The 26,987-nt window shown below is 71.0% G+C and carries 22 protein-coding genes; 13 read left to right on the top strand and 9 right to left on the bottom strand.

Going from position 1 to position 26,987, the window contains the following annotated elements; translation table 11 throughout:
* Positions 1 to 150: 150 nt before the first annotated feature.
* Positions 151 to 804, bottom strand: a complete 654-nt coding sequence (locus KBX46_RS25780; RefSeq protein WP_210794379.1) for an MBL fold metallo-hydrolase — start codon at positions 802 to 804, stop codon at positions 151 to 153.
* Positions 805 to 811: 7 nt separating this feature from the next.
* Positions 812 to 1,528 (bottom strand): maleylpyruvate isomerase family mycothiol-dependent enzyme, encoded by a 717-nt coding sequence (locus tag KBX46_RS25775; RefSeq protein WP_210794378.1) that lies wholly within the window; start codon positions 1,526 to 1,528, stop codon positions 812 to 814.
* Positions 1,529 to 1,707: 179 nt separating this feature from the next.
* Between KBX46_RS25775 and rsgA the strand changes: the two genes are divergently transcribed.
* From rsgA to KBX46_RS25760, 3 genes are all read left to right on the top strand, one after another.
* Positions 1,708 to 2,778 carry a ribosome small subunit-dependent GTPase A gene (gene rsgA, locus KBX46_RS25770; protein WP_210794377.1) on the top strand — a complete coding sequence of 357 codons (1,071 nt, stop codon included), beginning with the start codon at positions 1,708 to 1,710 and terminating at the stop codon, positions 2,776 to 2,778.
* A 241-nt stretch (positions 2,779 to 3,019) separates the two neighbouring features.
* The gene (uvrA, locus tag KBX46_RS25765) at positions 3,020 to 5,965 is read left to right on the top strand and encodes an excinuclease ABC subunit UvrA (protein WP_210794376.1); all 2,946 of its coding nucleotides are present in this window, start codon (positions 3,020 to 3,022) and stop codon (positions 5,963 to 5,965) included.
* Positions 5,966 to 6,192: 227 nt separating this feature from the next.
* Positions 6,193 to 6,684: a Rieske (2Fe-2S) protein gene (locus KBX46_RS25760; protein ID WP_210794375.1), complete on the top strand. Its 492-nt coding sequence runs from the start codon at positions 6,193 to 6,195 to the stop codon at positions 6,682 to 6,684.
* Positions 6,685 to 6,764: 80 nt separating this feature from the next.
* On the opposite strand, the gene KBX46_RS25755 is transcribed toward KBX46_RS25760, so the two are convergent.
* Positions 6,765 to 8,666 (bottom strand): M91 family zinc metallopeptidase, encoded by a 1,902-nt coding sequence (locus tag KBX46_RS25755; RefSeq protein ID WP_210794374.1) that lies wholly within the window; start codon positions 8,664 to 8,666, stop codon positions 6,765 to 6,767.
* Positions 8,663 to 8,986 (bottom strand): hypothetical protein, encoded by a 324-nt coding sequence (locus KBX46_RS25750; protein WP_210794373.1) that lies wholly within the window; start codon positions 8,984 to 8,986, stop codon positions 8,663 to 8,665. The genes KBX46_RS25755 and KBX46_RS25750 overlap by 4 nt, the downstream gene beginning before the upstream one ends.
* Before the next feature lie 131 nt (positions 8,987 to 9,117).
* Here KBX46_RS25750 and uvrC point away from each other — a divergent pair, with 131 nt between their 5' ends.
* On the top strand, positions 9,118 to 11,106 hold the full coding sequence (gene uvrC / locus KBX46_RS25745; protein WP_210794372.1) for an excinuclease ABC subunit UvrC: 1,989 nt from the start codon (positions 9,118 to 9,120) through the stop codon (positions 11,104 to 11,106).
* A gap of 701 nt (positions 11,107 to 11,807) precedes the next feature.
* On the top strand, positions 11,808 to 12,467 hold the full coding sequence (locus tag KBX46_RS25740; RefSeq protein WP_210794371.1) for a C39 family peptidase: 660 nt from the start codon (positions 11,808 to 11,810) through the stop codon (positions 12,465 to 12,467).
* 60 nt (positions 12,468 to 12,527) lie between these two features.
* On the opposite strand, the gene recQ is transcribed toward KBX46_RS25740, so the two are convergent.
* Entirely contained in the window at positions 12,528 to 14,369 is a 1,842-nt protein-coding gene (gene recQ / locus KBX46_RS25735; protein ID WP_210794370.1) for a DNA helicase RecQ, read from the bottom strand.
* A gap of 171 nt (positions 14,370 to 14,540) precedes the next feature.
* On the opposite strand from recQ, the gene rapZ reads away from it, so the two are divergent.
* The 8 genes from rapZ (at position 14,541) to KBX46_RS25695 (ending at position 21,687) form a co-directional block, all read left to right on the top strand.
* Complete coding sequence (gene rapZ, locus KBX46_RS25730) at positions 14,541 to 15,473, top strand: RNase adapter RapZ (RefSeq protein ID WP_371409434.1); 933 nt, start codon at positions 14,541 to 14,543, stop codon at positions 15,471 to 15,473.
* A complete protein-coding gene (locus tag KBX46_RS25725) occupies positions 15,470 to 16,555 on the top strand; it encodes a 2-phospho-L-lactate transferase CofD family protein (RefSeq protein WP_210794369.1) in 1,086 nt (361 codons plus the stop codon). Before rapZ ends, KBX46_RS25725 begins: the two co-directional genes overlap by 4 nt.
* A gap of 54 nt (positions 16,556 to 16,609) precedes the next feature.
* On the top strand, positions 16,610 to 17,590 hold the full coding sequence (gene whiA, locus KBX46_RS25720; RefSeq protein WP_030337350.1) for a DNA-binding protein WhiA: 981 nt from the start codon (positions 16,610 to 16,612) through the stop codon (positions 17,588 to 17,590).
* A gap of 262 nt (positions 17,591 to 17,852) precedes the next feature.
* On the top strand, positions 17,853 to 18,857 hold the full coding sequence (gene gap / locus KBX46_RS25715) for a type I glyceraldehyde-3-phosphate dehydrogenase (RefSeq protein WP_088949253.1): 1,005 nt from the start codon (positions 17,853 to 17,855) through the stop codon (positions 18,855 to 18,857).
* Positions 18,854 to 20,053, top strand: a complete 1,200-nt coding sequence (gene pgk / locus KBX46_RS25710; protein ID WP_088949252.1) for a phosphoglycerate kinase — start codon at positions 18,854 to 18,856, stop codon at positions 20,051 to 20,053. Before gap ends, pgk begins: the two co-directional genes overlap by 4 nt.
* Positions 20,054 to 20,845, top strand: coding sequence for a triose-phosphate isomerase (gene tpiA / locus KBX46_RS25705; protein WP_141910436.1), 792 nt, complete (start codon positions 20,054 to 20,056; stop codon positions 20,843 to 20,845).
* 96 nt (positions 20,846 to 20,941) lie between these two features.
* Positions 20,942 to 21,202 (top strand): preprotein translocase subunit SecG, encoded by a 261-nt coding sequence (secG, locus tag KBX46_RS25700; RefSeq protein WP_030337344.1) that lies wholly within the window; start codon positions 20,942 to 20,944, stop codon positions 21,200 to 21,202.
* Between the two features lie 143 nt (positions 21,203 to 21,345).
* Positions 21,346 to 21,687, top strand: a complete 342-nt coding sequence (locus tag KBX46_RS25695) for an RNA polymerase-binding protein RbpA (RefSeq protein ID WP_210794368.1) — start codon at positions 21,346 to 21,348, stop codon at positions 21,685 to 21,687.
* 37 nt (positions 21,688 to 21,724) lie between these two features.
* On the opposite strand, the gene pgl is transcribed toward KBX46_RS25695, so the two are convergent.
* The 4 genes from pgl to KBX46_RS25675 all read right to left on the bottom strand — a co-directional run bounded on the left by pgl (position 21,725) and on the right by KBX46_RS25675 (position 26,926).
* Positions 21,725 to 22,495, bottom strand: a complete 771-nt coding sequence (pgl, locus tag KBX46_RS25690; RefSeq protein WP_210794367.1) for a 6-phosphogluconolactonase — start codon at positions 22,493 to 22,495, stop codon at positions 21,725 to 21,727.
* 154 nt (positions 22,496 to 22,649) lie between these two features.
* Positions 22,650 to 23,666 (bottom strand): glucose-6-phosphate dehydrogenase assembly protein OpcA, encoded by a 1,017-nt coding sequence (locus KBX46_RS25685; protein WP_088949248.1) that lies wholly within the window; start codon positions 23,664 to 23,666, stop codon positions 22,650 to 22,652.
* Positions 23,663 to 25,177, bottom strand: coding sequence for a glucose-6-phosphate dehydrogenase (gene zwf / locus KBX46_RS25680; protein ID WP_088949247.1), 1,515 nt, complete (start codon positions 25,175 to 25,177; stop codon positions 23,663 to 23,665). Before zwf ends, KBX46_RS25685 begins: the two co-directional genes overlap by 4 nt.
* 99 nt (positions 25,178 to 25,276) lie before the next feature.
* Positions 25,277 to 26,926 carry a glucose-6-phosphate isomerase gene (locus tag KBX46_RS25675; RefSeq protein WP_210794366.1) on the bottom strand — a complete coding sequence of 550 codons (1,650 nt, stop codon included), beginning with the start codon at positions 26,924 to 26,926 and terminating at the stop codon, positions 25,277 to 25,279.
* Positions 26,927 to 26,987: the final 61 nt, after the last annotated feature.

Genomic DNA, 26,987 nt, shown 5'->3' with positions numbered 1-26,987 from the left:
GCCCGGCTCCGGGCGGTCAGGCTTGATCCCTGCGCCGGGCACGGCAGGCCCCGCCCCCGTTGTGGCTTCGGCTCGTGCGGGCGTTCCGCCGCCGTCGGGGGGTATTGATCTTGGTGGTTCCTGGTCGACGTTTGGTTTTTGGGTTGGCTGTTACCAGCCTCTTGCTTTCCACTGGGGGAGGGCTGGGCGTTCGGCTCCCAGGGTGCTGTCGCTGCCGTGGCCGGGGTAGAACCACGTGTCGTCCGGCAGTTGGTCGAACAGCTTGTGCTCGACGTCGTCGATCAGCGCGGCGAAGCGCTCCGGGTCCTTGTCGGTGTTGCCCACGCCACCTGGGAAAAGGCTGTCCCCGGTGAAGAGGTGCGGGGTGCCGGCCGGGTCGCGGTAGAGCAGCGCGATCGACCCCGGGGTGTGCCCCTTGATGTGGATGACCTCCAGCGCGCAGTCACCCACCGCCACGGTGTCGCCCTCGGCCAGACGCTCCGCCTCGATCGGCAGCCCGGCGGCGTCGTCGGCGTGCACCAGCGCCCGGGCGCCGGTCTTGGCGACCACCTCCTCCAGCGCCACCCAGTGATCCATGTGCTGGTGGGTCGTCACCACGGCGGTGAGGCCACCGTCGCCGATCAGCTCCAGCAGCCGGGGCGCCTCGTTGGCGGCGTCGATCAGCACCTGGTCACCGGTGCCCGTGCACCGCAGCAGGTAGGCGTTGTTGTCCATCGGGCCCACCGACAACTTGCTGATGGTGAGCCCGTCCAGCTCCCGTACCGCCGGCGCTCCGCCGTGCGTGACGTCTCCGCTGTATGTCATGACGTTTCTAGATCCATTCCGGTGGAGTAGGCAGGGGACCGTCGGGCGTGACGGAGAGCGGTTCGCCGTCGGCGCGGCCGATCAGCCAGCCGGCGAGGTCGAAAACAGGACCGGAGACGATCGGGGCGCCGTCCCGGTCGCCGAGCACCACGTCGTGCTCGCTCCCGTCCAGGCGGAGCACCATCGACGGCGGTGTCGGCCCCATGGCGTGATGGCTGGCAGCCTCGCGCAGCAGTCGGTGTGCGAACGTCTCCGACCAGTCGGCGGGTCGGTAGTCGGCGGCCAGGTCGAGGTGGTGCACCTCGATCTCCCGCAGTCGGCCCCAGACGAGCAGCGCGGCCGGCCACGGGCCCTTACGCGCCTGCACCGTCGCCGCCCACGCCTCGGCGGGCATCGCCTCGACCGCTTCGGCGAACAGGTCGGCGGTGCGGCGAAGGTCATCCAGGTGCTCGGCGGGCGGGCGGCCCGAGCCGGCGTCGATGTCCGCGGTGCGGGCCGCCAACGACGAGTACATCGGCAGCGCCTGCCCGGTGCGGGCCGCGGTGAGCAGGTTGACGAAACCATCGGCGTTGCGGGCCACGTGCGCCAGCACATGGCCGCGCGTCCAGCCCGGGAGCAGCGACGGGGCCGCCAGGTCCGCGGCGTCGAAAGAAGCGGCGGTACGCAGAAGTCGGCTGGTGGCCGCGTCCACCTCGCCCATCAGCAGCAGCGGGTCCGTGGTCACCCGTCGACCCTAGCGGTCCGCCGTCAAGACGTCGCCGGGGAAATCGCTTTCGGCGCGTCGGCGCGCGACCTACCGTCAGCGGCAGACGCGGCACCGGGACATCGGACGGAGGTGGTTGATCATGCCGGACGTGGCACGCGTGTTCCGCCATCACCAGCTTCGACACCGATGAGGATGCCATGACGATCGATCTGACTGCCCTCGGCTGGGACGCCGAGCGGGCGGCGTACGCCGAACGACGCGGCGAGCACCACCCGGGTCGGGTGGCCCGGGTGGACCGGGGCGTCTGCACGGTGCTCACCGCGACCGGCCCGCTCCGGGCCAGCCTGGGCGGGGCGGTGCTCGCCGCCGCCGCCCGGGACCCGTCCGCGCTGCCCTGCGCCGGGGACTGGGTCCTGCTCAACCACTGGCCGGACCGCCGCGTCACAGTGGAGGCCGTGCTGCCCCGCCGGGGCGCGCTGATCCGGCGTACCGCCGGCAAGGACGCCAGCGGCCAGGTGCTGGCCGCCAACCTCGACGCGGCCGCCGTGGTGGAGCCCGTGCACCCCGAGCCGGACGTGGGCCGGATCGAACGGTTGCTCGCCCTGGCCCACGAGTCCGGCGCGCGACCGCTGGTGGTGCTGACGAAGGCCGACCTCGCGGCGGACCCGGCCGCGCTGGCCCGCCAACTCGCCGCGATCGCGCCCGGGGTGCCGGTGCTGCCGGTCAGCGCCGAGCGTGGCATCGGGCTGGACCCGCTGCGCGCCGAGGTGACGCCCGGCCGCACGCTCGGCCTGCTCGGGCCCTCCGGTGCCGGCAAGTCCAGCCTGGTCAACGCCCTCGCCGGCACCGTGGTGATGCCGACACAGGCGATCCGCCGCGTCGACGGCAAGGGTCGGCACACCACCACCTGGCGGGCTCTCGTACCCATCCCCGGCGGGGGCGCGGTGATCGACACCCCCGGTGTGCGGGCGGTCGGCCTGCTGGACGGCGCGGCCGGGCTCGACCGGGCGTTCGCCGACATCGCCGGGCTGGCCGAGGGCTGCCGGTACGCCGACTGCGGGCACGACGGCGAGCCCGCCTGCGCGGTCCGCGACGCGCTGCACACCGGGGAGCTCTCCACCCGTCGGTGGGAGAGCTGGCGGCGGCTCCAGGGCGAGGTTGCCCACGAGAGCCGACGGCGGGAGGCGCGGGTGGCGGCGGAGCGGCGCGGCGGCTGGCGGTCGGCTCGACGTCGGACGGCCCGGCCGCCGTCGCCCGGGGGCTACTGACATCGGCCGGCGGTCGGAGTTTGTGGCTCTGGGGGTTGGCGGACCTTCCACCCGGCGCGATCGTGGGCCTTGACGCGGTGCGGCCGACCGGGCTGAGCTGGGGGAATGTGCGGGCGGGGGAAAGTGTCATACCTCGGGGCTAGAGTTGCCGAGGCGTGTTTTCCGCGCCCGCACGACCGCTCAGAATCACCCAGAGCGGGACAGATCCTTCGCTTCGTCTTCTCCCGGGAGTACACGCACTGTGGCCGACCGACTGATCATCCGTGGCGCGCGCGAGCACAACCTGCGTGACGTCAGTCTCGACCTGCCCCGGGACGCACTCATCGTGTTCACCGGGCTGTCCGGGTCGGGCAAGTCGAGCCTGGCCTTCGACACGATCTTCGCCGAGGGGCAGCGCCGCTACGTCGAGTCGCTCTCGTCGTACGCCCGGCAGTTCCTCGGCCAGATGGACAAGCCAGACGTCGACTTCATCGAGGGTCTGAGCCCCGCCGTCTCGATCGACCAGAAGTCGACCTCGCGCAACCCGCGCTCGACCGTCGGCACCATCACCGAGGTCTACGACTACCTGCGGCTGCTCTACGCCCGCATCGGTGAGCCGCACTGCCCGGTCTGCGGTGAGCGGATCTCCCGGCAGAGCCCTCAGCAGATCGTCGACCGGGTCCTCGCGATGGCCGAGGGCACCAAGTTCATGGTGCTCGCGCCGGTCATCCGCGGCCGCAAGGGCGAGTACGTCGACCTCTTCGCCGAGCTACAGGCCAAGGGCTACGCCCGGGCCCGCGTCGACGGCGTGGTGCACCCGCTGACCGAGCCGCCGAAGCTCAAGAAGCAGGAGAAGCACACCATCGAGGTGGTGATCGACCGGCTCACCGTCAAGCCCAGCGCCAAGCAGCGGCTGACCGACTCGGTCGAGGCCGCCCTGGGCCTGTCCAGTGGCCTGGTGCTGCTCGACTTCGTCGACCTCCCCGAGGACGACCCGGACCGGGAGCGCCGCTACTCCGAGCACCTGGCCTGCCCCAACGACCACCCGCTGGCCATCGAGGATCTCGAGCCCCGGGTCTTCTCCTTCAACGCCCCGTACGGCGCCTGCCCGGAGTGCACCGGCCTGGGCACCAAGAAGGAGGTCGACCCGGAGCTGCTGGTCCCCGACCCGGAGCGCAGCCTGCGCGAGGGCGCCATCCAGCCCTGGTCCACCGGGCACAACCTGGAATACTTCCTGCGCCTGCTGGAGGCTCTCGGCGAGGCCCAGCACTTCGACGTCGACACCCCGTGGCGGGCACTGCCGGCGCGGGCGCAGAAGACGATCCTGCACGGCTCCGACGACCAGGTGCACGTGCGCTACCGCAACAAGTACGGCCGCGAGCGCTCCTACTACACCGGCTTCGAGGGCGTGGTGCAGTGGATCGAGCGCCGACACTCCGACACGGAGTCCGAGTGGTCCCGCGACAAGTACGAGGGCTACATGCGCGACGTGCCCTGCGCGGCGTGCGGCGGCGCCCGGCTCAAGCCCGAGGTGCTCGCGGTCACCCTGGCCGGCAAGAGCATCGCCGAGGTCTGCAACCTGTCCGTGGGGGAGTGCGCCGACCTGCTCGCCGGCATCGAGCTGACCGACCGGCAGAAGATGATCGCCGAGCGGGTCCTCAAGGAGATCAACGCCCGGCTGCGGTTCCTGCTCGACGTCGGTCTGGACTACCTCTCCCTGGACCGGCCGGCCGGCACGCTGTCCGGCGGCGAGGCACAGCGCATCCGGCTGGCCACCCAGATCGGCTCCGGCCTGGTGGGCGTGCTCTACGTGCTCGACGAGCCGTCGATCGGGCTGCACCAGCGTGACAACCACCGCCTGATCGAGACCCTGATCCGGCTGCGCGGGCTGGGCAACACGCTGATCGTGGTGGAGCACGACGAGGACACCATCCGCACCGCCGACTGGATCGTCGACATCGGGCCCGGCGCCGGTGAGCACGGCGGCAAGATCGTGCACAGCGGCTCGGTGCCGGCACTGCTGAAGAACAAGGAGTCGATCACCGGGGCATACCTGTCCGGGCGTCGCTCCATCCCGACGCCGTCGAGGCGCCGCCCGCAGGATGCGGCACGGGAGCTGGTGGTGCACGGCGCGCGCGAGCACAACCTGCGCAACCTGACCGTCTCGTTCCCGCTGGGCCAGCTCATCGCGGTCACCGGGGTCAGTGGCTCAGGCAAGTCGACGCTGGTCAACGACATCCTGTACGCCGTGCTGGCCAACCAGATCAACGGCGCCCGACTGGTGCCCGGCCGGCACACCCGGGTCTCCGGTCTGGAGCACGTGGACAAGGTCGTCGGCGTGGACCAGTCGCCGATCGGCCGTACGCCGCGCTCCAACCCGGCCACCTACACCGGGGTCTGGGACCACGTCCGCAAGCTCTTCGCCGAGACCACCGAGGCGAAGGTTCGGGGGTACGGCCCGGGTCGGTTCTCGTTCAACGTCAAGGGTGGGCGCTGCGAGGCGTGCTCCGGTGACGGCACCATCAAGATCGAGATGAACTTCCTGCCCGACGTGTACGTCCCCTGCGAGGTCTGCAAGGGCGCCCGGTACAACCGGGAGACCCTGGAGGTGCACTACAAGGGCAAGACCGTCTCGGACGTGCTGGAGATGCCGATCGAGGAGGCCGCCGAGTTCTTCTCCGCCATCCCGGCCATCCACCGGCACCTCAAGACCCTGGTCGACGTCGGCCTGGGCTACGTACGCCTCGGTCAGCCCGCGCCCACCCTCTCCGGCGGTGAGGCGCAGCGGGTCAAGCTCGCGTCCGAGCTGCAGAAGCGCTCCACCGGGCGGACGGTCTACGTGCTCGACGAGCCGACCACCGGTCTGCACTTCGAGGACATCCGCAAGCTGCTGATGGTGCTGGAGGGTCTGGTCGACAAGGGCAACACGGTGATCACCATCGAGCACAACCTCGACGTGATCAAGACGGCCGACTGGCTGATCGACATGGGTCCGGAGGGCGGCCACCGGGGCGGCACCGTGCTCGCCACCGGCACCCCCGAGGAGGTCGCCGAGGTGGCCGAGAGCCACACCGGCGAGTTCCTGCGCCAGGTGCTCAAGCTCGACGGCAAGGCCAAGGGCGCGGCCGCCGCCACCACGCGGGCGGCCAAGGCCAACGGTGTGACCAAGGCGCGGACCAGCCGCAAGGTGGCGGCCAGCGCCCGCTGACCTCGAGTTCCCGAGGGCAGGTCCGGCTGGGGTTGGTGTGGCGGTTGCGGGGCGGGTCCGATCGGGTCGTGCGCGTTCATTGCGGCGCGGGCGAGCCGGTCCGGAGCCCGCCCCGTCCCATTTCCTGGGTCGGACAGATGCTGCGGTGAACCATCCGGCACAGTTGCCCGTGTGGAGAAGTGTGACCGGCTTTCGGACCGGCGCGGCGGGCTAGAGAGAGGCGAGGCATGAGTGACGATCAGGCGCTGACCGGTCCGGGTACGCAGACACGTCGTACCCTGCTCACCGGTGTCGGGGCGGTCGGCGCGGCCGTCGTCCTGGCTGCCTGCGGCAGCGACGACGGCGGCAACGGCAGCGGCAGCGACACCCCCACCAGTGGCGGCCCCGCCGTCCCCAGCACCGGTGACGCTGGCGGCGGCGACCGGCAGGGCTCCCAGTCGCTGGCCACCACCTCCGACATCCCGGTCGGTGGCGGCAAGGTCCTCGCCACCGACGGCGTGGTCATCACCCAGCCCTCCCCGGGCCAGTTCAAGGGCTTCAGCCCGATCTGCACCCACCAGAACTGCCCGGTCACGAACGTTGACGGCGGCACCATCAACTGCACCTGCCATGGCAGCAAGTTCTCGATCGAGGACGGCTCGGTGAAGGCCGGCCCGGCCACCAAGCCGCTGCCGCCGAAGAACATCAAGGTCACCGGCGACCAGATCTCGCTCGCCTGACCGCGCCCGCCACGTCCCCCGTCCCACGTCGCCAGGGCGGGGGACGTCGGCGGCACGGGTGCCGGGACCGCCGCGACGAGTCAGCCGCCGTGCTCCTCGCTGTACGGTTCCGGGATGCCGTAGGTTTCCCGGTCGTCCAACCGCATCTCGGCGCGCATCCCGTTCTCGGTGTATTCGATCGGGTGGCGCTCATCGATCTCGAAATGGCCGTCGCCGTCCCGGTCGACAGGCAACCCGGTGGCCTGGCGTTCGGCGTTGTTCACGCCCTCACCCACCTCGGTTGAGCCACCCCTTCCGGTATCCGGGTCGTCGGGGTTCACGTACTTTCCGTCGAGGGAGATATCGTTCTGGTGGTCGTAGACGTGCGCCATTTCGTGGAACAGCACGACTGGTGGGGGCGCCTCCTCCAGGAAGTGGTCATACCTGGGGTCGATCAGGATGCCGTACGACCCGTCGTCGTTTTCCCTCGCTTTGCCGTACGGGTCGCCGGAAATCTCTGTGATCTCGATGTCGTGCTCGGTGTCGTCCAAGGCATCCAGCATGAGCTGACCATTCGGCGAGGACTCGAACGTGTCCAGGTCGTCCTGCATCCGCTCGGTGAACTCGTCCGAGCCGTCGATGACAAGGCTGGAACCAACGTCGTTGGACACGTCGACGTGCTCGACGTGCTCGGCGCCGTCGAAGGCGTCGGCTCTCTCCGTGCCGGCTGTGCCGGTCTCGCGCTGCGTCTGCCCGTACACCAAATCACCGTCCGCGCCCGCGGTGCCACCCGACACCGTGTCCGTGCCCCGTCCGGTGTAGATCGTGTCATCGTCGGCGCCACCGGCGATGGTGTCGTCGCCACGGCCGCCCGAGAGCACGTCCGCGCCCCGGCCGCCGTCGAGGCTGTCGGCGCCCCGGCCGCCGTCGAGATAGTCGTGGTGGTCGCCGCCGGACAGGCGGTCGTCGCCCGACCCGGCGTAGAGGGTGTCCTGACCCAACCCGCCGATGACCCGGTCCTGCCCAGCGGAGGTGGCCAGGTAGTCCTGGCCGTGGCCGCCGCTGACGTGGTCGTCACCGGCCCCGGACTCGATCGTGTCCGCGCCGTCGCCACCGAGCACGACGGCATCGCCGGTACCGGTGTGGATGCGGTCATCCCCTGAGCTGCCAAGTACGGTTACCGCGCCGACACCCGGGCCGACCTCCACATTGTCGTTACCGGCCCCGCCGCGGATCGTCAACTCGAAGCCGTCCGGCACCCTCTCGCTGGAGATGGTGAACCCCGAGCGCGAGATCTCCACCGTGAGTTCGCCGGTGAACGGGTTGCGGACGATGCGGACCTCGTCGTCGCTGCCGCCGGCATTGACGATCATCCGGCCGCCGGCCATGATCACCCCAGGCCTGGGCGGCTCGTCCGGCAGGGTGAAAGGTGACGAGCCGCCGATAAACCGCTGCCACGCACTGGTGATGGTCGCCAGGCCTTCAGAGATCGCCCGTAGGTTCGCCGCAGCCTCGTGATGCACGTCCCAGGCCGGCCGGCGGATCGCCTCAGCAGCATCGATGGCGGTCTGCACTACGGTGGCGTCGGCCGCATCGGTCAGGACGAAGGTGACCCGGTCGTCGGACCGTTCGGCCCGCACCGCCCTGGTCAACGCCTCCCAATCCTCGTGGAGCAGCAGTTGGGCGCGGCCCAGCGCGTCCGCCAGGTCTTCGACCGCTTGACCACCGCGATCGGCCAGCGACGCGAACTCGTCGAGGTCCACGACCAGATTGCGGCCGTGGCCGGCGTACGTGTCGGCGACCTCACCACTCCACCCGCTGTTGAACAACGCGTTGGCGCCGTGTTTGGTGTCCGCCGCGCTGTCGCGAGCCGCATCGGCGAGCCCTCGCCACGACTTGGCCGCGGCCATGAGCCGCTCCGGGTCGGCCTTCAGGGACCACAGGTCGTCCGTGACGATCGGTGCTGGCGGCGCCGCGGTGGAGGGTGTTCCGGGGGCGGTCATGCCAACCACCCGAGCAGGCCACCCATCAGCCCGCCGGCGTCGTCGTCGGTCTGCTGGGTCGAGAATGCGACCAGGTAGAGGCGGTCGGCGTCACCTTCCAACACCGCGTGCAGCGCGCCGGCGGCGGCCATCACCGCCTCCGTCGCGCCCTGACAGGCGTCGTAGGCCAGCGTCGCGGTCGGCGTGTCGCCGAAGGCTGCCAACGGGGCCGGAAACTGCTCCTGAGCCAGCAGCATTCTATCGCCGAACTCCTGCGACGCGGTCAGTATCCGCTCCGCGAAACCGGCAACCTCGTCTGGATCTACGGTGAAACCGCCCATGCAGATAAGCTAGCCTTCTTCACAGAAATTGACTTTCATCGTTTCGCTATCCGTCAAATCTGTTCGCGCGGTTCCTCTGACCCGAGGCCCGAACCGGGGTGTTGTCCGACCCGCTGGCTAGGCTTGCTGGCGTGGCTGACCCCTCGACCTACCGCCCCGCTCCCGGCACCATCCCGGAGCTACCGGGGGTCTACCGCTTTCGCGACGGCACCGGCCGGGTGATCTACGTCGGCAAGGCGCGAAATCTGCGCAGCCGGCTCAACTCCTACTTCGGCGACGTCTGGAACCTGCACGAGCGCACCCGGCAGATGGTCACCACCGCCGAGTCGGTGGACTGGATCACCGTCGGCACCGAGGTCGAGGCGCTCCAGCAGGAGTTCACCTGGATCAAGCAGTACGACCCCCGGTTCAACGTCCGCTACCGCGACGACAAGTCGTACCCCTATCTGGCCGTGACCCTCAACGAGGAATACCCACGGCTCCAGGTGATGCGTGGTGCCAAGCGCAAGGGGGTGCGCTACTTCGGTCCGTACTCGCACGCCTGGGCCATCCGGGAGACCCTCGACCTGCTGCTGCGGGTGTTCCCCGCCCGGACGTGCTCCGCCGGCGTGTTCAAACGCGCCGGCCAGGTCGGTCGTCCCTGCCTGCTCGGCTACATCGGCAAATGCTCGGCGCCGTGCGTCGGCACCGTCTCCGCCGACGAACACCGCGCGATCGTGGACGGGTTCTGCGACTTCATGGCCGGGCGCACCGACACCATGGTGCGCAAGATCGAGCGCGAGATGACCGAGGCGAGCGAGCAGCTGGAGTTCGAGCGGGCCGCCAAACTGCGCGACGACGTGGCCGCGCTGCGCCGCGCCATGGAAAAGCAGACCGTGGTGTTGGGCGACGGCACCGACGCCGACGTGGTCGCGTTCGCCGACGACCCGCTCGAGGCGGCCGTGCAGGTCTTCCACGTCCGCGACGGCCGGGTCCGAGGGCAGCGCGGCTGGGTGGTGGAGAAGACCGAGGACCTGACCACCGGCGACCTGGTGCACCACTTCTGCACCCAGGTGTACGGCGGCGAGCACGGCGAGGCCGACGTGCCCCGGGAGCTGCTGGTGCCCGAGCTGCCCGCCGACGCTGACGCGCTGGCGGAATGGCTCTCCAACCACCGGGGCAGCCGGGTGTCGCTGCGGGTGCCGCAGCGCGGTGACAAGCGCTCACTGATGGAAACGGTCGAGCGCAACGCCAAGGACGCGCTGGCCCGGCACAAGCTGAAGCGATCCGGTGACCTCACCACCCGGGGCAAGGCACTGGACGAGATCAGCGAAGCACTGGACATGCGCACCTCGCCGTTGCGCATCGAGTGCTTCGACATCTCCCAGATCCAGGGCACCGACGTGGTGGCCAGCATGGTGGTCTTCGAGGACGGGTTGCCTCGCAAGAGCGAATACCGACGGTTCATCGTCCGTGGCGCCACCGACGACCTCTCCGCGATGTCCGAGGTGTTGCGCCGTCGCTTCGCCCGCTACCTGGACGCGCGGGCGGAGACGGGCGAGGTGGGCGTCGAGTCGGCCGACGACCCGGTCACCCCGGAAGACGCGGCCGAGCCGCAGATCGGTGTGCTGATCGATCCGACCACCGGCCGGCCGCGGAAGTTCGCGTACCCGCCGCAGCTGGTGGTCGTCGACGGCGGTGCTCCGCAGGTCGCGGCGGCAGCACAGGCCCTTGCCGACCTGGGCATCGACGACGTGGCGTTGTGCGGCCTGGCCAAGCGGCTGGAGGAGGTCTGGCTCCCCGACGACGAGTTCCCGGTCATCCTGCCGCGCACCTCGGAGGGTCTCTACCTGCTGCAACGCATCCGCGACGAGGCCCACCGGTTCGCCATCACCTTCCACCGGCAGCGCCGCTCGAAGCGGATGACCGAGTCGGCACTCGACCACGTACCCGGCCTCGGCGAGGTGCGGCGCAAGGCGTTGTTGCGGCACTTCGGCTCACTCAAGCGGCTCTCTGCCGCAACGGTCGAGGAGATCACCGAGGTGCCCGGGGTGGGCCGACGCACCGCCGAGGCGATCCTGGCCGCCCTCGACAAGGACACGAAGACCGACGACAGCGCGGAGGCGACCCCCAACACCTGACACCGCGCCGCGCGGCCTCGGGGGTCAAGTCGCGCAGCACGCATGATCGTGCTCGTAGTGGCCTCGTCGGCGCCGGATGGGGCCTGTTACGTGGATCAAGCACGACCTTGGGGTGATGCGTCGCGTGGGCCGTCCCCGGGGGTGCCGGTGTCCGGTATCGCCAGGTCGATCAAGATCCGCGCAAACACATCGGGCAACCGCCCGCCGCCCGGCACCCGGGCCAAGATCCGCGCAACACATCGGGCAACCGCCCGCCGCCCGCCACCCGGCGAAGATCCGCGCAACATCAGGGAACTTGCTGCCTCGTAGTGGTCTGAGGCAGCAATTTCCCGGAAAGTGCGCGGATCTTGGATTGTCGGCGCCCGGGGTTGCGGGGTGTGGTGTCCGGTTCGGCGGATCCGTCCGTGGGGCGGATGTCCGGTTTCGGCGTGGCTGTCCCGTGGTCGGGGCCACCCTGGCGGCGGAATCGTGGGCCGGGCGGGGTCGTTATACCTGGCATGCCACCGCGACTTTCGGGTCGTGAGGCGAGGGCGCACCGGCCGGGAACATCCGCTGGGCCGCCCCGGTTACATCCCCCGCAACGCCCGAGCAGGTCCCCCTGGGGATCGCCGGCGTTCCCCCCAAGACTTTCCCGCACGGTCACCGTTCCCCCTTGTGTGTCGTGTCGTGCGGACACCCCCGATGCAGAGGAGCACGCCATCATGCGTACCGATCTGATTCGTAAGACCGCTCTGACCGCTGCTGGCCTGGCCTTCACCGGCGGCGCGATCGTCGGACCGATCACCGCCGCGTACGCCGCGACCGATGCGAAGCCGGCGTCGCAGACGCAGTCTGATCGCAAGCCGTCGGGTGAGCGTCAGCTGGGCGTGCGCTACGAGGCGCAGCCGAACTTCTACTACTGCGGCCCTGCCGCCGCCCGTAACGCCTTGAGTGTGCAGGGTAAGGACATCAGCGTCGATGCGATGGCCAAGGAGATGGGCACCACCGAGGCTGGCACCAACTCGATCAACGACATCACCCCGGTGCTGAACAAGGAGACCGGTAAGAACGACGCGTACCGGTCCGTGGAGATCAGCAGCCCGGACGCTGACGCGAAGCAGACCGACAAGCTGCGCGCCGACATCGTCAAGACTGTTGACGACGGCCGGGCCGTGGTCGCCAACATCGCCGGCACCACGACTGACACCGACGGTGCTATCCACTCCTTCGAGGGCGGGCACTACATCAGCGTCGTCGGCTACCGCGACAACGGCCAGACCGTGAAGATCGCCGACTCCGCCAACCCGAACACCGCCTCCTACGAGGTCACCGTCGAGCACCTCGCTGACTGGATCGCCACCCGCGGCTACGCCACCAGCTGACCGCGACTGACACACCGAAGGGCCGGACCCCACCACGGGGCCCGGCCCTTCGGCACGTCCTCAGTCCTCGGCGAGGACGGCCAGGATCTGCTCGCCGTACTTGGCGAGCTTGTTCTCGCCGACCCCGCTGACGCCCGACAGCTCGGCAAGCGAGCCCGGCGCGTCAGTGGCGATCTGTCGGAGAGTGGCGTCGTGGAAGATCACGTACGCCGGAACGCCCTGCTCTTTGGCGGTGGTCGCCCGCCAGCCACGCAGCCGCTCGAAGAGCGACGCGGCGGCCGGCGTCAGCTCGGCCACGACGGTGGCCGAGCCGCGCGGCTTCGACGAGCGGCTCGAAGCTGGCTTCTCCGGTTCGCGGCGCATCGTGACCGTGCGGCGGCGACCCAGGACGTCGGCACTGGCCTCGGTCAGCGCGAGCGTGCCGTAGTCACCCTCGACGGCGAGCAGCCCTTCGGCGAGCAGTTGCCGGACGACGCCCCGCCACTCCGCCTCGCTCAGCTCGGAGCCGATGCCGAAGACGGTCAGCGAGTCGTGACCGTGCTGGCTGATCTTGTCGTTCTGCTTGCCGAGCAGGATGTCGATGCAGTGCCCCGCGCCGAACCGCTGGTTGCGCTCACGGTCGAGACGAAAGACCGCGGAGAGCAACTTCTGGGCGGCGACAGTGCCGTCCCAGGTCTCCGGTGGGGTGAGGCAGGTGTCGCAGTTGCCGCAGGCGGCCGTGGACGTCTCGCCGAAGTATTCGAGCAGCTGGACCCGCCGGCAGCGCACCGTCTCGCAGAGGGCGAGCATCGCGTCCAGGTGCGCGGCGAGGTTGCGGCGGTGGGCGAGGTCGCCGTCGGACGTCTCGATCATCTTGCGTTGCTGGACCACGTCCTGCAGCCCGTACGCGAGCCAGGCGGTGGACGGGAGGCCGTCCCGCCCGGCGCGGCCGGTCTCCTGGTAGTAGCCCTCGACGGACTTGGGCAGGTCGAGGTGGGCGACGAACCGCACGTCGGGCTTGTCGATGCCCATGCCGAAGGCGATCGTGGCCACCATCACCAGACCGTCCTCCCGCAGGAAGCGCTGCTGGTTGGCGGCGCGGGTGGCCGCGTCCAGACCTGCGTGGTACGGCAGTGCGGCGACCCCGTTGGCGACGAGGAACTCGGCGGTCTTGTCGACCGAGGCCCGGGACAGGCAGTAGACGATGCCGGCGTCGCCGGGGTGCTCGTCGCGCAGCAGCGCCAGCAGCTGCTTGCGCGGCTCCCGTTTGGGCACGATCCGGTACTGGATGTTGGGCCGGTCGAAGCTCGCCACGAAGTGCCGGGCGTCGTCGAGGTTGAGCCGGGTGGCGATCTCGGTGCGGGTGGCGCTGGTCGCGGTGGCGGTCAGCGCGATCCGCGGCACCTCTGGCCAGCGTTCGTGCAGCATCGACAGCGCCAGGTAGTCGGGGCGGAAGTCGTGCCCCCACTGGGACACGCAGTGCGCCTCGTCGATCGCGAACAGGGAGATGCGCCCCCGGTCCAGCAGGGCGAGGGTGGACCGGACGCCGAGCGCCTCCGGGGCGAGGTAGAGCAGGTCCAGCTTGCCGGCGACGAAGGCCGCCTCGACCCGACGTCGGGCGTCGAGGGTCTGGGTCGAGTTGAGGAACCCGGCGCGGACGCCGACGGCGGTGAGCGCGTCCACCTGGTCCTGCATGAGGGCGATCAGCGGGGAGACGACGACCGCGACGCCGTCGCGGACCAGGGCCGGGATCTGGTAGCACAGCGACTTGCCACCACCGGTGGGCATCAGCACCAGCGCGTCGCCGCCGGCGACCACGTGGTCGATCACGTCCTGCTGGAAACCGCGGAAGGCGTCGTAGCCGAACACCCGGCGCAGCACCGGCAGCGCGTCCTCGGTACGCAGGTCGGTGGGGGAAGCCATCCGCGGAGTCTACGAGCCCACCCCGACACCGCCGACCCGGCGCACCCGAGCGAAGGGTGTTCACCCCACGACCCGTGGCGGGTGCGCGGGCTTGCGGCGGTGGCGGGATAGAGTCGCTGATTGACCAATCGCGGCCAACGGGGGCCGCGGCGCCACGGCTTGGGGGTACGGGTGAGCGAGGCGCGCACAACCGGTGACCGGATCGACGACCCGGCGGCGGTTGACGGGCAGGTGGCGGCCGAGTCGGAGACCACACTCGTGGTCGTCACCGGCCTCTCCGGTGGTGGCCGCAGCACGGTTGCCAGGGCGTTGGAGAACGTCGGCTACTACGTGGTCGACAACCTGCCGCAGGCACTGATGCTGGACATGGCCGAGCTGGCGTTCAAGGCGGGCGGGGCCGCTCGGCGCACCGCGATGGTGCTGGACGTGCGGTCCCGGGCCTTCTCCACGGACCTGGCCGGGGCGATCCGTGAGCTCAAGGACCGTGGGTTCTCGCCCCGGGTGGTCTTCGTCGACGCCGACGACGAGGTGTTGATCCGACGGTTCGAGAGCGTGCGCCGGTCGCATCCGCTTCAGGGCGACGGACGGCTGGCCGACGGCATCGCCGTGGAGCGCGGTCTGCTGGAGGAGGCGCGCGACCAGGCCGACGTGATCGTCGACACCAGCCACCTGAACGTCAACCAGCTCCGTCGGCGCATCGAGGAGCTGTTCGGCGGCGAGGACGCCCGCCGGCTGCGGGTAACCGTGCTGTCGTTCGGCTTCAAGTACGGTCTGCCGCCGGACGCCGACTTCGTGCTGGACGCCCGCTTCCTGCCCAATCCGTACTGGGTGCCGGAGCTGCGCGAGCACACCGGTCGGGAGGAAGCGGTGAGCGCGTACGTGCTGGGCCAGGAGGGTGCGGACGCCTTCGTCGCTTCGTACGCCGACCTGGTCAACGCCACGACCGCCGGCTTCGAGCGGGAGGGTAAGCGCTACCTCACGGTCGCCGTGGGCTGTACCGGCGGCAAGCACCGCAGCGTGGCTATCGCCGAGGAGTTGGCCGGGCGGTTGCGCCACTCCGGGTTGGCGGCCAACGCCCAGCACCGCGATCTGGGGCGGGAATGACGGCCCGGCGGGTGGTGGCGTTCGGCGGCGGGCACGGGCTGTCCGCCTCGCTGCGCGCGCTGCGTCACTGCGCCCCCGAACTCGACCTCGACATCACCGCTGTGGTCACCGTGGGTGACGACGGGGGTTCCAGCGGCCGGTTGCGGGCCGAGCGGGGCGGTCTGCCCCCGGGTGATCTGCGTCAGGCGCTGGTGGCTCTGGCTGGGGATCACCCGGCGACCCGGCGCAGCGCCGGGCTGTTCCAGCACCGCTTCGCCGCCGTGCCGGCCGGCGTACCCCCGCTCGGCGAAGCCGACCCGGGCCCGGCGGCGACCGACCGTCGCAACCCCGACCCGCGCGACCAGGACGCCGGCGCGACCGTCCCCGGCGCTGAGCGGGCGAGCATCCGCGCCGACGGGCTGGCCGGGCACGCGGTGGGCAACCTCGTGCTCTGCGGCCTCATGGAGATGCTGGGCGACCCGGTGGCCGCGCTGGAGCACGCCGGCGCGATGCTGGGCACTGTCGGCCGGGTGCTGCCGATGTCCCGTCAGCCGGTCGGCATCGAGGCGCAGGTCCGAGGTGTCGACCCGGCCGCCCCCGACGAGGTACGCACCGTGCGCGGCCAGCACCAGGTGGCGGTCACCACCGGGCGGGTCGAGTCGCTGCGCCTCACCCCGTCCGCCCCGCCGGCCTGCGCCGAGGTGATCGAGGCGATCAGGGCGGCGGACTGGTTGATCTTCGGGCCGGGCAGCTGGTACACCAGCGTTCTCCCGCACCTGCTGGTGCCGCAGTTGGCCGACGCTATCGTGTCCACCTCGGCCCGGCGGTTGGTCACGTTGAACCTCGCGGCCGAGAAGGAGACCCTCGGGCTCTCCGTCGCCGATCATCTCGCGGCGCTGCACTGGTACCTGCCCGAGCTCAAGGTGGATCTCGTGCTCGCCGACGCCAAGGCGGTGGGTGACCCCGAACCGGTCGAACGTGCGGCAGAATCGCTGGGTGCCCGCCTGGTCCTCGCCCCTGTCGCCGTCACCGGTGGCACTCCCCGCCATGATCCGGCTGCCCTGGGCGCCGCACTGGTGCCTGTCCTGGGTGCCGATCGTTAGACACGTACGTAATCTCCGGCGACACGCCGGAACCGGTCCGTGAGGGGACGCACAATGGCGATGACGGCCGCGGTCAAGGACGAGCTGAGTCGGGTCGACGTGCCCAAGCCCTGCTGTCGGCGGGCGGAGATGGCCGCACTGCTGCGCTTCGCCGGCGGGCTGCACATCGTCTCCGGCCGCGTGGTGGTGGAGGCTGAACTGGACACCGGGGCGGTGGCCCGACGGCTGCGCCGGGAGATCGCGGAGGTCTACGGGTATCCGAGCGAGATCCACGTGCTGGCCTCCGGTGGGCTGCGCAAGGGCAGCCACTTCATCGTGCGCGTGGTCAAGGACGGCGAGGCTCTCGCCCGGCAGACCGGCCTGCTCGACGTGCGGGGTCGTCCGGTGCGCGGGCTGCCCCCGCACGTGGTGGCGGCGAACGTCTGCTGCGCGGTCTCCGCCTGGCGGGGCGCGTTCATGGCGCACGGCTCGCTCACCGAGCCCGGCCGCTCCAGCGCACTGGAGATCACCTGCCCGGGGCCGGAGTCGGCGCTGGCGCTGGTCGGCGCGGCCCGCCGGATCGGCATCACCGCCAAGAACCGTGAGGTACGCGGGGTGGACCGGGTGGTGGTCAAGGACGGCGACGCCATCGCCGCGCTGCTCACCCGGATCGGCGCGCACTCCAGCGTGCTGGCCTGGGAGGAGCGTCGGGTGCGCCGCGAGGTGCGGGCCACCGCCAACCGGCTGGCCAACTTCGACGACGCCAACCTGCGTCGCTCGGCGCGCGCGGCGGTCGCCGCCGCCGCCCGGGTCACCCGTGCGCTGGAGATCCTCGCCGACGAGGCGCCCAACCACCTGACCGACGCCGGGCGGCTGCGCCTGGAGCACCGGCAGGCCTCGCTGGAGGAGTTGGGCGCGCTGGCCGACCCTCCGCTGACCAAGGACGCCATCGCCGGGCGGATCCGCCGGCTCCTGGCGCTGGCCGACAAGCGGGCCCGGGACCTCGGCATCCCGGATACGGAAGCAGCCGTCACGCCCGACATGCTCGTGGTCTGATAGGACGGTGGGGCCGCACGGTGCGCCCGGGGCACTACCCGGCGCAGCGTGGTCTCGCACGCTCGGATAAGGTCGCTGCGTACGGCAAGGGGGCCGACACAGGCACTCCTCGTCGTGCGCACCGCCTCGGGCGGTCAGGTCCTCAGACCGCGGCGGGGTGGCCGAGAAGAACCGTCAACGGCCGGCTCCAACGGTCGGCGCACACCACTCCGCCGGCCCGTTGTCTGAAGCCGGCGGACCAGAACGCGAGGAGCTGGAACCTGTGACCATCCGGGTTGGCATCAACGGCTTTGGCCGAATCGGCCGTAACTTCTTCCGGGCAGTGCTGGCGTCTGACGCCGACATCGAGGTCGTGGCGGTGAACGACCTTACCGACAACGCGACGCTTGCCCACCTGCTCAAGTACGACAGCATTCTGGGTCGCCTTCCCTACGAGGTCAAGGCCACCGCCGACGAGATCACCGTCGGTGGCAAGACCATCAAGGCGTACGCCGAGAAGGACCCGTCGAAGCTGCCGTGGGGCGATCTGAACGTCGACGTCGTCATCGAGTCGACCGGCTTCTTCACCGACGCCACCAAGGCCAAGGCGCACGTCGACGGCGGGGCCAAGAAGGTCATCATCTCCGCCCCGGCGAAGAACGAGGACGTCACCGTCGTCATGGGTGTCAACCACGACACCTACGACCCGGCGAAGCACACCATCATCTCCAACGCCTCGTGCACCACCAACTGCCTCGCCCCGATGGCGAAGGTCCTGCACGACACGTTCGGCATCCAGCACGGTCTGATGACGACGATCCACGCGTACACCCAGGACCAGAACCTCCAGGACGCGCCGCACTCGGATCTGCGTCGTGCCCGGGCCGCCGCGCTGAACATCGTCCCGACCTCCACCGGCGCCGCCAAGGCGATCGGTCTGGTCCTGCCGGACCTCAAGGGCAAGCTCGACGGGTACGCCCTGCGGGTGCCGATCCCGACCGGCTCGGTCACCGACCTCACCGTCAACGTGGGTCGCGAGACCACCGTGGACGAGGTCAACGCCGCGCTGAAGGCCGCCGCGGACGGCCCGCTCAAGGGCATCCTGGTCTACAACGAGGACCCGATCGTCTCCAGCGACATCGTCACCGACCCGGCGTCGTGCATCTTCGACGCGCCGCTGACCAAGGTCGTCGGCAACCAGGTGAAGGTCGTCGGCTGGTACGACAACGAGTGGGGTTACTCCAACCGCCTGGTCGACCTGGTCAAGCTGGTCGGTAGCTCGCTGTGAGCATCCGGACCCTCGACGACCTGCTCGCCGAGGGGGTTTCGGGTCGGCGCGTGCTGGTGCGCGCCGACCTGAACGTCCCGCTCGACAAGCAGACCGGTGCGATCACTGATGATGGCCGGATCCGCGCGGTGCTGCCGACCCTCGGCGCGCTGGTCGAGGCCGGCGCGAAGGTGGTCGTCTGCTCGCACCTGGGCCGCCCGAAGGGCGCGCCGGACCCGCAGTTCAGCCTGGGCCCGGTCGCCGGGCGGCTCGGTGAGCTGCTCGGCGCCCCGGTGCACTTCGCCACCGACACCGTCGGCGATTCCGCCCGCTCCACCGTCGCGGACCTGGCCGACGGCCAGGTCGCCCTCCTGGAGAACCTGCGGTTCAACGCGGGTGAGACCAGCAAGGACGAGGCCGAGCGGGGCGCGTTCGCCGACCAGCTCGCCGCGTTCGGCGACGCGTACGTGGACGACGCGTTCGGCGCGGTGCACCGCAAGCACGCCAGCGTCTTCGACGTGCCGGCCCGGCTGCCGCACGTCGCGGGCCGACTGGTGCTGCGTGAGGTCGAGGTGCTCTCCAAGCTCACCGGTGACCCTGAGCGGCCGTACGTGGTGGTGCTCGGTGGGTCGAAGGTGTCCGACAAGCTCGCCGTGATCGAGGCGCTGCTGCCCACCGTCGACCGGCTGCTCATCGGTGGCGGGATGTGCTTCACCTTCCTCAAGGCCCAGGGCCTGGAGGTGGGCACCTCACTGCTGGAGAAGGACATGGTCGACACCTGCCGCAACCTGCTGGAGCGGTCCGGCGGCAAGATCATGCTCCCGGTCGACGTGGTGGTGGCGGACGCGTTCGCCCCGGACGCCGCGCACGACACGGTCCGTGTCGACGGCATCCCGAGCCACCGGCTCGGGCTGGACGTCGGCCCGGAGACGGTCGCCGGTTTCAGCGCCGCACTGTCCCAGGCGAAGACGATCTTCTGGAACGGCCCGATGGGCGTGTTCGAGATGCCGGCCTTCGCGGCGGGCACCCGGGGCATCGCCGAGGCGATCACCAAGGCCGACGCGTTCAGCGTCGTCGGTGGCGGTGACTCGGCGGCGGCGGTCCGTGCCCTGGGGCTGGACGAGTCGTCCTTCGGGCACATCTCCACGGGTGGCGGCGCCTCCCTGGAATACCTCGAGGGCAAGACCCTCCCCGGCATCGCGGCCCTGGAGAACTGAATGTCGAGCACCACCCGCCGGCCGTTGATGGCCGGCAACTGGAAGATGAACCTCAACCACCTCGAGGCCAACCTGCTGGTGCAGAAGCTGGCGGCCAGCCTCACCGAGAAGCAGCTCACCGCCGTCGAGACGGTCGTGCTGCCGCCCTTCACCGACCTGCGTACCGTGCAGACCGCGGTGGACGGCGACAAGCTGCTGATCGGCTACGGCGGGCAGGACCTGTCGCCGCACGCGTCCGGCGCGTACACCGGGGACATCTCCGGGCCGCTGCTGGCCAAGCTCGGCTGCACGTACGTGGTGGTCGGGCACTCCGAGCGGCGGGCCTACCACCACGAGGACGACACGCTGGTCAACGCCAAGGTGAAGGCGGCGCTGACGCACGGCCTGACCCCGATCCTCTGCGTGGGGGAGGGGCTGGACGTGCGCGAGCAGGGCACCCACGTGGCGCACTGCTCCGACCAGCTCGACGGGGGCCTCGCCGGGCTCACCCCCGAGCAGGTGCGCCAGGTCGTGATCGCGTACGAGCCGGTCTGGGCGATCGGCACGGGCAAGACCGCGACGCCGGAGGACGCCCAGGAGGTCTGCGGGGCGGTCCGCCAGCGACTGGCGGAGCGCTTCGACCAGGACACCGCGAACCAGGTCCGGGTCCTCTACGGCGGCTCGGTCAAGGCGTCAAACGTCGCCTCGATCATGGCCCAGCCGGACGTGGACGGGGGCCTGGTGGGGGGTGCCAGCCTGGACGCGGAGGAATTCGCTCAGATCTGCCGCTTCCCGGAGCACCTCGCTCGCTGATCGCTCGGTATCCTTGACACCGCCCGTCCACCGGTCGGTGCCACCGTGCCCGATCAGACCGGGCGAGGATCGCTACGAGAGGAACTGACCCCAGCCATGCCGATCTGGTTCGCATACACGTTGATCGTGTTGCTGGTCATCACGAGCATTCTGCTCACCCTGCTGATCCTGCTGCACCGCGGCAAGGGCGGCGGTCTGTCGAGCATGTTCGGCGGTGGCGTCAGCTCCAGCCTCGCCGGCTCTTCGGTCGCGGAGAAAAACCTGGACCGTTACACCGTCCTGGTGAGCGTCGTCTGGTTCGCCGCCATCGTCGGGCTCGGGCTCTGGCTCCGCCTCCAGATGAACAGCGGCGCCTGAGCAGGCTCGTCAAGTCGTACAATCTGCGCGCGGTCCGTCACTCGACGGGCCGCGCGCAGGCTTTTCTCCGCTGCACCGCGTCGCCCGCCGCCCATCCTGAGAAAAGGACGGCGGGTCCCCTCCGACGACAGGAGCGAGCAGCCGTGCCAAGTGGCAACGTCATCCGCGGCGCCCGAGTCGGGTCCGCACCCATGCGGCCCGACGAGCGGCACCAACCCGCCCCCCGACAGGACGTCACCTACTGGTGCCGCAACGACCACCGGATCGACATCCGGATCGCCGCGGACGCCGAGGCGCCGGCCCTGTGGGACTGCCCCCGCTGCGGCCTGCCCGCCGGGCAGGACGCGCAGAACCCGCCCGGCCGGGTCCGCGCCGAGCCGTACAAGAGCCATCTGGCGTACGTGAAGGAGCGGCGTACCGCCGAGGAAGGCGAGGCGCTGCTGGCCGAGGCGCTCGCAGCGCTCCGCCGCCGCCGCGGCGAATAAGAAGGAAGGGCCTCCGTCGAGGGGCCCTTCCTGTCGGTCAGCGGAGGCTGCGCAGCCGGGCGGGTACGTCGGCTGCGGCGGCCCGATCCAGCAGCCAGCGGGTGCGACCCACACCGTGCACCCCGGCGGCCGGCAACTGCACCGGCCCGGCCCCGGCCAGCGCCATGCCCACCGCGCGGGCCTTGTCGGCGCCGCCGGCCACCAGCCAGACCTCCTCGGCGGTGTTGATCGCCGGCAGGGTGAGGGTGGTCCGCACGGCCGGCGGCTTGGGGCTGCCCCGCACGGCGCTGCACGGGCGGGTGTCGTAGTGCACCGGGTGCTCGGGGAAGATCGACGCCACGTGCCCGTCCTCGCCGACGCCCAACATCAGCACGTCGAAGTGCGGCAGCGTGCCGTGCCCGGGTCCGGCGGCGCGGGCCAGTTCCTCCCCGTACCAGGCCGCGGCGGCCTCGGGGTCGTTGCCGGCGGGGCCGTCGGAGGCCGGCATCGGGTGCACCCGGGCCGGGTCGAGCGGCACCACGTCCAACAGGGCGGCCCGGGCCTGGGTCTCGTTGCGGTCCGGGTCGCCGGCGGGCAGGAACCGCTCGTCACCCCACCACACGTCGACCCGGGACCAGTCCACGGCGTCGCGGGCGGGCAGCGTCGCCACCGCCCGGTACACGGCGGCGGCGATCCGACCGCCGGTGAGCACCAACGACGCCTCACCCCGGTCGGCCTGGGCGTCGAGCATCTTCACCAGCAACCGGGCGGCCACGGCCTGCGCCAGCAGATCGGCGTCGGCGTGGACCGCGACACTCGCCTCACTCATGGGTTGCGCCTTCGTTTCCCGACCGCGTGCGGTCGCTGTCGCGTCGTACCCGGGCTGGAGGCCCGAGGTGGCGGGGCGAGTGCCCCGGAGGTTCCGGGGCAGGGCCCGGTGGGTGACCCGGCCCTGCCCCGACGTTGTCGTGCCCCGGTCGGGCTCAGCCCTCGCCGCTGGTGCCGGCGTGTGCGGTGACCCCGGCCTCGGCGCGCCGGGCGGTGGCCGGATCCTTCCAGACGTGCACCCGCTGCGGGGGACGCTGCTCCAACCCCCGCAGACCGACCGTCGCACCCAGCGCCTCCGCGTACACCTGGTCGGCGTCCAGTCGGCGCAGCTCCTCGGCGAGCTCGTCACCGAGCGGACGGCGGACCAACGGCAGAGCCCGGTCGTCCTGGCCGGTCCGCCGGAATACGGCCATGCTCTCCTCGCGGGTCAGCGTGAGCTGATCACCGTTGGCGCAGCTCAACTGCACCTCCCGCATCCGGGGGAACTCGTTGGTGTCCACCCGGCGCGGGGTGATGCCGAGCCGGCTGGACAGCCAACCGACCATCAGCGCCGCCGTCGGGTCGCTGGGCGGCGCGACGACTGTCGCCTCGGTGACCCGCTCGCTGGTGGTGTCGAACGCCCCGGCGACCAGGGTCCGCCACGGGGTGATCCGGGTCCACGCCAGGTCGGTGTCGCCCGGGGCGTAGTCCCGGGCACGCTGGTGCAGCGCCTCCACCGGGTCGGCGGCCTGCGCCGAGTCGGTGATCCGCCGGTCGGCGACCACCCCGAGGAAGTCGGTGGCGATCTCCGCCGGTGGCTCGCCGTGCCACCAGGTGACCACCGGCACGTCGGGGACGAGCAGCGGCATCACGACCGACTCGGCGTGCAGGGCCAGCCGCCCGTACATCCGGGTGACCACCGCCTCGCACGGGCCGAGCCGGCCACCGACGACGATCTCCGCGTCCAGCCGGTTGCGGTCCCGCTCGATCTCGGAGCGAACCACCACCACCAGCCGGCACGGGTGGGCGGCGGCGGCGATCGTCGCCGCCGCCTCCGCCTCCCGGACCCGCTTCTCGTCCACCACCACGATGAGGGTGAGCGCCATGCCGCTGGCCACCCCGCCGGCACTGCGCCGCTCGGCGGCGAGCGCCTTGACCACCTCGTTGCCGGTGGTGTCCCACAGCCCGATCATGCTCGTCTCCAAGCGCGGCCCTCGCGGGCCAGCATCTCGTCGGAGGCGCGTGGACCCCACTCGCCGGCCCGGTACGGCTCCGGCGTGGTGCCAGCCCAGGCGTGCTCCAGCGGGTCGATCACCTGCCAGCTCTGCTCGACCTCGGACGCGTCCGGGAACAGGGTGCGGTCGCCGATCAGCACGTCCAGGACCAGCCGCTCGTACGCCTCTGGGCTGGACTCGGTGAACGCCTCGCCGTACTGGAAGTCCATCGCGATGTCGCGGACCTCCATCGTGGTGCCCGGCACCTTCGAGCCGAACTTGAGCACCACACCCTCGTCCGGCTGGACCCGGATCACGAGCTGGTTGTTGCCCAGCGACTCCATGTCCGCGTCGTTGAACGGCAGGTGCGGTGCCTTCTTGAACATGATGGCGACCTCGGTGACCCGCCGGGGCAGCCGCTTGCCGGCCCGGATGTAGAACGGCACCTCGGCCCAGCGGCGATTCTGGATGCCCAGCCGCACCGCCACGTACGTCTCCGTGGTGGAGTCGCTCGGAACGTCCTGCTCCTCCAGGTAACCGACAGCGCGCTCGCCGCCCACCCAGCCGGGCAGGTACTGACCGCGAACGGTGTCCCGGGCGACGTCCTTGGGCAGGGTGATGGCCTTGAGCACCTTCAGCTTCTCGGCCCGGATCTCGTCGGCGTCGAAGCTGGTCGGCTCCTCCATCGCCACCAGGGCGAGCAGTTGCAGGAGGTGGTTCTGGAGCACGTCACGGGCGGTGCCGACGGTGTCGTAGAAGCCGGCGCGGGTGCCGATCCCGACATCCTCGGCCATGGTGATCTGCACCGAGTCGACGTACTTGGAGTTCCACAGGGGCTCGAACAGGTTGTTGGCGAACCGCAGGGCCAGGATGTTCTGGACCGTCTCCTTGCCCAGGTAGTGGTCGATCCGGAAGACGTCCTCCCGGGTGAACACGTCGTCGACGAGGTCGTTGAGCGACTTCGCCGACGGCAGGTCGTTGCCGAACGGCTTCTCCACGACGACCCGACGCCAACCGCCGGACTTCTCGTTGTCGGCCATCCCGGTGCGGGCCAGCTGCTTGAGCACGACGGGGAACGCGGCCGGGGGGATGGAGAAGTAGAACGCCGCGTTGCCGGTGATGCCGTGGGTCTGGCGCAGGTCGTCCAGCGTCGAGGCGAGCTGGTCGAAGGCCGCGTCGTCGTCGAACGACCCACCGACGAACTTGATGTTGCCGGCCAGCCGTGCCCACACCTCGTCCCGCCACGGAGTACGAGCGTGCTTGCGGGCGGCCTCGCAGGCCAGCGTCTCGAAGTCGCCGTCTCCCCAGTCGCGGCGCGCGAAACCGAGCACTACGAAACCCGGCGGCAACAGCCCTCGGTTGGCCAGGTCGTAGACGGCAGGGAGCAGCTTCTTGCGGGCCAGGTCGCCGGTCACTCCGAAGATCACCAGAGCGCAGGGCTCCGGGATCCGGGGCAACCGGCGGTCCTGCGGGTCGCGCAGCGGGTTCACCGAACCATCGTCGGTTCGCGACTGCGGGGCTCGCAAACCCGGCTCACTCCTCGCGCTCACGGCGCCCCCTCGCTTCCGCCTCAGTCACGTCGTCCATCCTCACGCCCGCAGATCACCGGCCGCGTCGAGCAGTTGGGCGACACCGGCGGCACGGTCGGTCAGATGCAGCCGCAGCACCGGGCGCTCCCGGCCGGCGAGCGCCTGCCGGTCCCCGGCAGCCTGCGCCGCCTGCAACTCACCGAAGGTGTACGGCTTGCCCGGCACCGCCAGGTCCTCCGCGACCGCGCCGGTCACCTGGAGGTAGCTGCCCACCTGCGGGCCGCCCTTGTGGTACTGACCCGTCGAGTGCAGGAATCGCGGTCCCCAACCGAAGGTGACCGGCCGGCCGCCCGCCTGGGCCAGCAGCGGCCGCAGCTTGGCCATGTCGGCGTCGGCGAACCGGTCGAGGTACGCCATCACCGCGAGGTAACCGTCGTCGCCCAGCCCGTCGAGCAGCCAGCGCAGCACCCCGGCCAGGTCGCCGGGAGCGCCCTGCGGGGCGTACACCTCGATCGCGCCCTCGGTGAACGACGGCGTCTCCGCCGGCAGGCCCGAGGCCAGGATCTTGTTGGTGTTCTCCTTGGACTCGGTGACGTTCGGCTGGTTGAACGGGTCGATGCCGAGCACCACACCGGCCACCGCGGTCGCGTACTCCCAGGCCAGGAACTGCGCGCCCAGCGGGCCGTTGACGGCCACGTCCGGGGCTGCGCCGCCGCCCGGCATCTCACCAGGTGCCAGCGCGCCGCCGTAGCTGACGGTCAGCACGTCCGCACCGCTGGCGCCGGGGCTCTGCGGAGACTCCACGACCACCGGCAGGATGCCCACCCCGGCCTTGCCGGTCGACTCGGCGATCAGCTGCTCGGCCCAGTCGCCGAGCCCGTCGATGCCGGTGCCGTCGGAGACCAGCGCGATCTTGTCCCGGGCCAGCGTCGCCGCCGCGCCCAGGGCGGCACCCAGGGCGAGCGCCGGGTTGTCCCGGTCCGCGCCGAGCGACGCGGCCAGCGCGTCGGCCTGGTCGAGCAGTTCCGCGACCTCGACCCCGGCCAGCGCCGAGGGCACCAGGCCGAACGCGGTCAGCGCCGAGTACCGGCCGCCCACGTTCGGGTCGGCGAGCACTGTGAACGCGCCCATCTCGGTCGCGGTGGTCTCCAGCGGCGAGCCCGGGTCGGTGACGATGACGAAGTGCCGGCCGGCCTCCGCCTCCGTCATCCCGGCGTCCAGGAACGCCTGCCAGTAGGCGCGCCGGTGGCTGTCGGTCTCCACCGTCGAACCGGACTTGCTCGCCACCACGACGACGGTGCGCTCCAGCCGGTCACCGAGCGCCGCTCGGACCTGGCCCGGGTCGGTGGTGTCCAGCACGGTCAGCGGGCGGCCCAGGGTCCGCGTGATCACCTCGGGGGCCAGTGACGAGCCACCCATCCCGGCGAGCACCACGTGGTCCAGGTCGGCCAGCTCCGCGGTCAGCTCGGCCAGCTGCGCCAGCAGCTCCCGGCTGCGCTGGTGGGTGTCCACCCAGCCGAGCCGGACCTTCGCCTCGGCCTCGGCGTCCGGACCCCACAGGCTCGCGTCCTTGCCGGCCAGCTTGCCCGGGACGCCGGCCTTGACCAGCGCGTCCCGGGTCGAGGCGGGAGCGGACTTGTCGACCGCGTCCGCGCCGTACACGGCCAGCCCGGCGGCGGCCTCCACCTTCCCTGCCAACAGGTCACTCATGCCGCCACCTCACTGCGCTCGACGGTGGCACGGATTCTCTCGCTCATGCCGTCACTCCGCT

The sequence above is a fragment of the Micromonospora sp. C81 genome, from assembly GCF_018070425.1.
GTDB classification, from domain to species: domain Bacteria; phylum Actinomycetota; class Actinomycetes; order Mycobacteriales; family Micromonosporaceae; genus Micromonospora; species Micromonospora zamorensis.
The sequence above is the reverse complement of the archived record's forward strand: the minus strand, read 5'-3'. Positions and strand labels throughout refer to the sequence as shown.

Coding starts and splice junctions, on each gene's coding strand:
- KBX46_RS25780 (WP_210794379.1), bottom strand. CDS start 804: ATGACATACAGCGGAGACGTCACGCACGGCGGAGCGCCGGCGGTACGG.
- rsgA (WP_210794377.1), top strand. CDS start 1,708: ATGACGATCGATCTGACTGCCCTCGGCTGGGACGCCGAGCGGGCGGCG.
- KBX46_RS25760 (WP_210794375.1), top strand. CDS start 6,193: ATGAGTGACGATCAGGCGCTGACCGGTCCGGGTACGCAGACACGTCGT.
- KBX46_RS25755 (WP_210794374.1), bottom strand. CDS start 8,666: ATGACCGCCCCCGGAACACCCTCCACCGCGGCGCCGCCAGCACCGATC.
- KBX46_RS25750 (WP_210794373.1), bottom strand. CDS start 8,986: ATGGGCGGTTTCACCGTAGATCCAGACGAGGTTGCCGGTTTCGCGGAG.
- KBX46_RS25740 (WP_210794371.1), top strand. CDS start 11,808: ATGCGTACCGATCTGATTCGTAAGACCGCTCTGACCGCTGCTGGCCTG.
- recQ (WP_210794370.1), bottom strand. CDS start 14,369: ATGGCTTCCCCCACCGACCTGCGTACCGAGGACGCGCTGCCGGTGCTG.
- KBX46_RS25725 (WP_210794369.1), top strand. CDS start 15,470: ATGACGGCCCGGCGGGTGGTGGCGTTCGGCGGCGGGCACGGGCTGTCC.
- whiA (WP_030337350.1), top strand. CDS start 16,610: ATGGCGATGACGGCCGCGGTCAAGGACGAGCTGAGTCGGGTCGACGTG.
- tpiA (WP_141910436.1), top strand. CDS start 20,054: ATGTCGAGCACCACCCGCCGGCCGTTGATGGCCGGCAACTGGAAGATG.
- secG (WP_030337344.1), top strand. CDS start 20,942: ATGCCGATCTGGTTCGCATACACGTTGATCGTGTTGCTGGTCATCACG.
- pgl (WP_210794367.1), bottom strand. CDS start 22,495: ATGAGTGAGGCGAGTGTCGCGGTCCACGCCGACGCCGATCTGCTGGCG.
- KBX46_RS25685 (WP_088949248.1), bottom strand. CDS start 23,666: ATGATCGGGCTGTGGGACACCACCGGCAACGAGGTGGTCAAGGCGCTC.
- KBX46_RS25675 (WP_210794366.1), bottom strand. CDS start 26,926: ATGAGTGACCTGTTGGCAGGGAAGGTGGAGGCCGCCGCCGGGCTGGCC.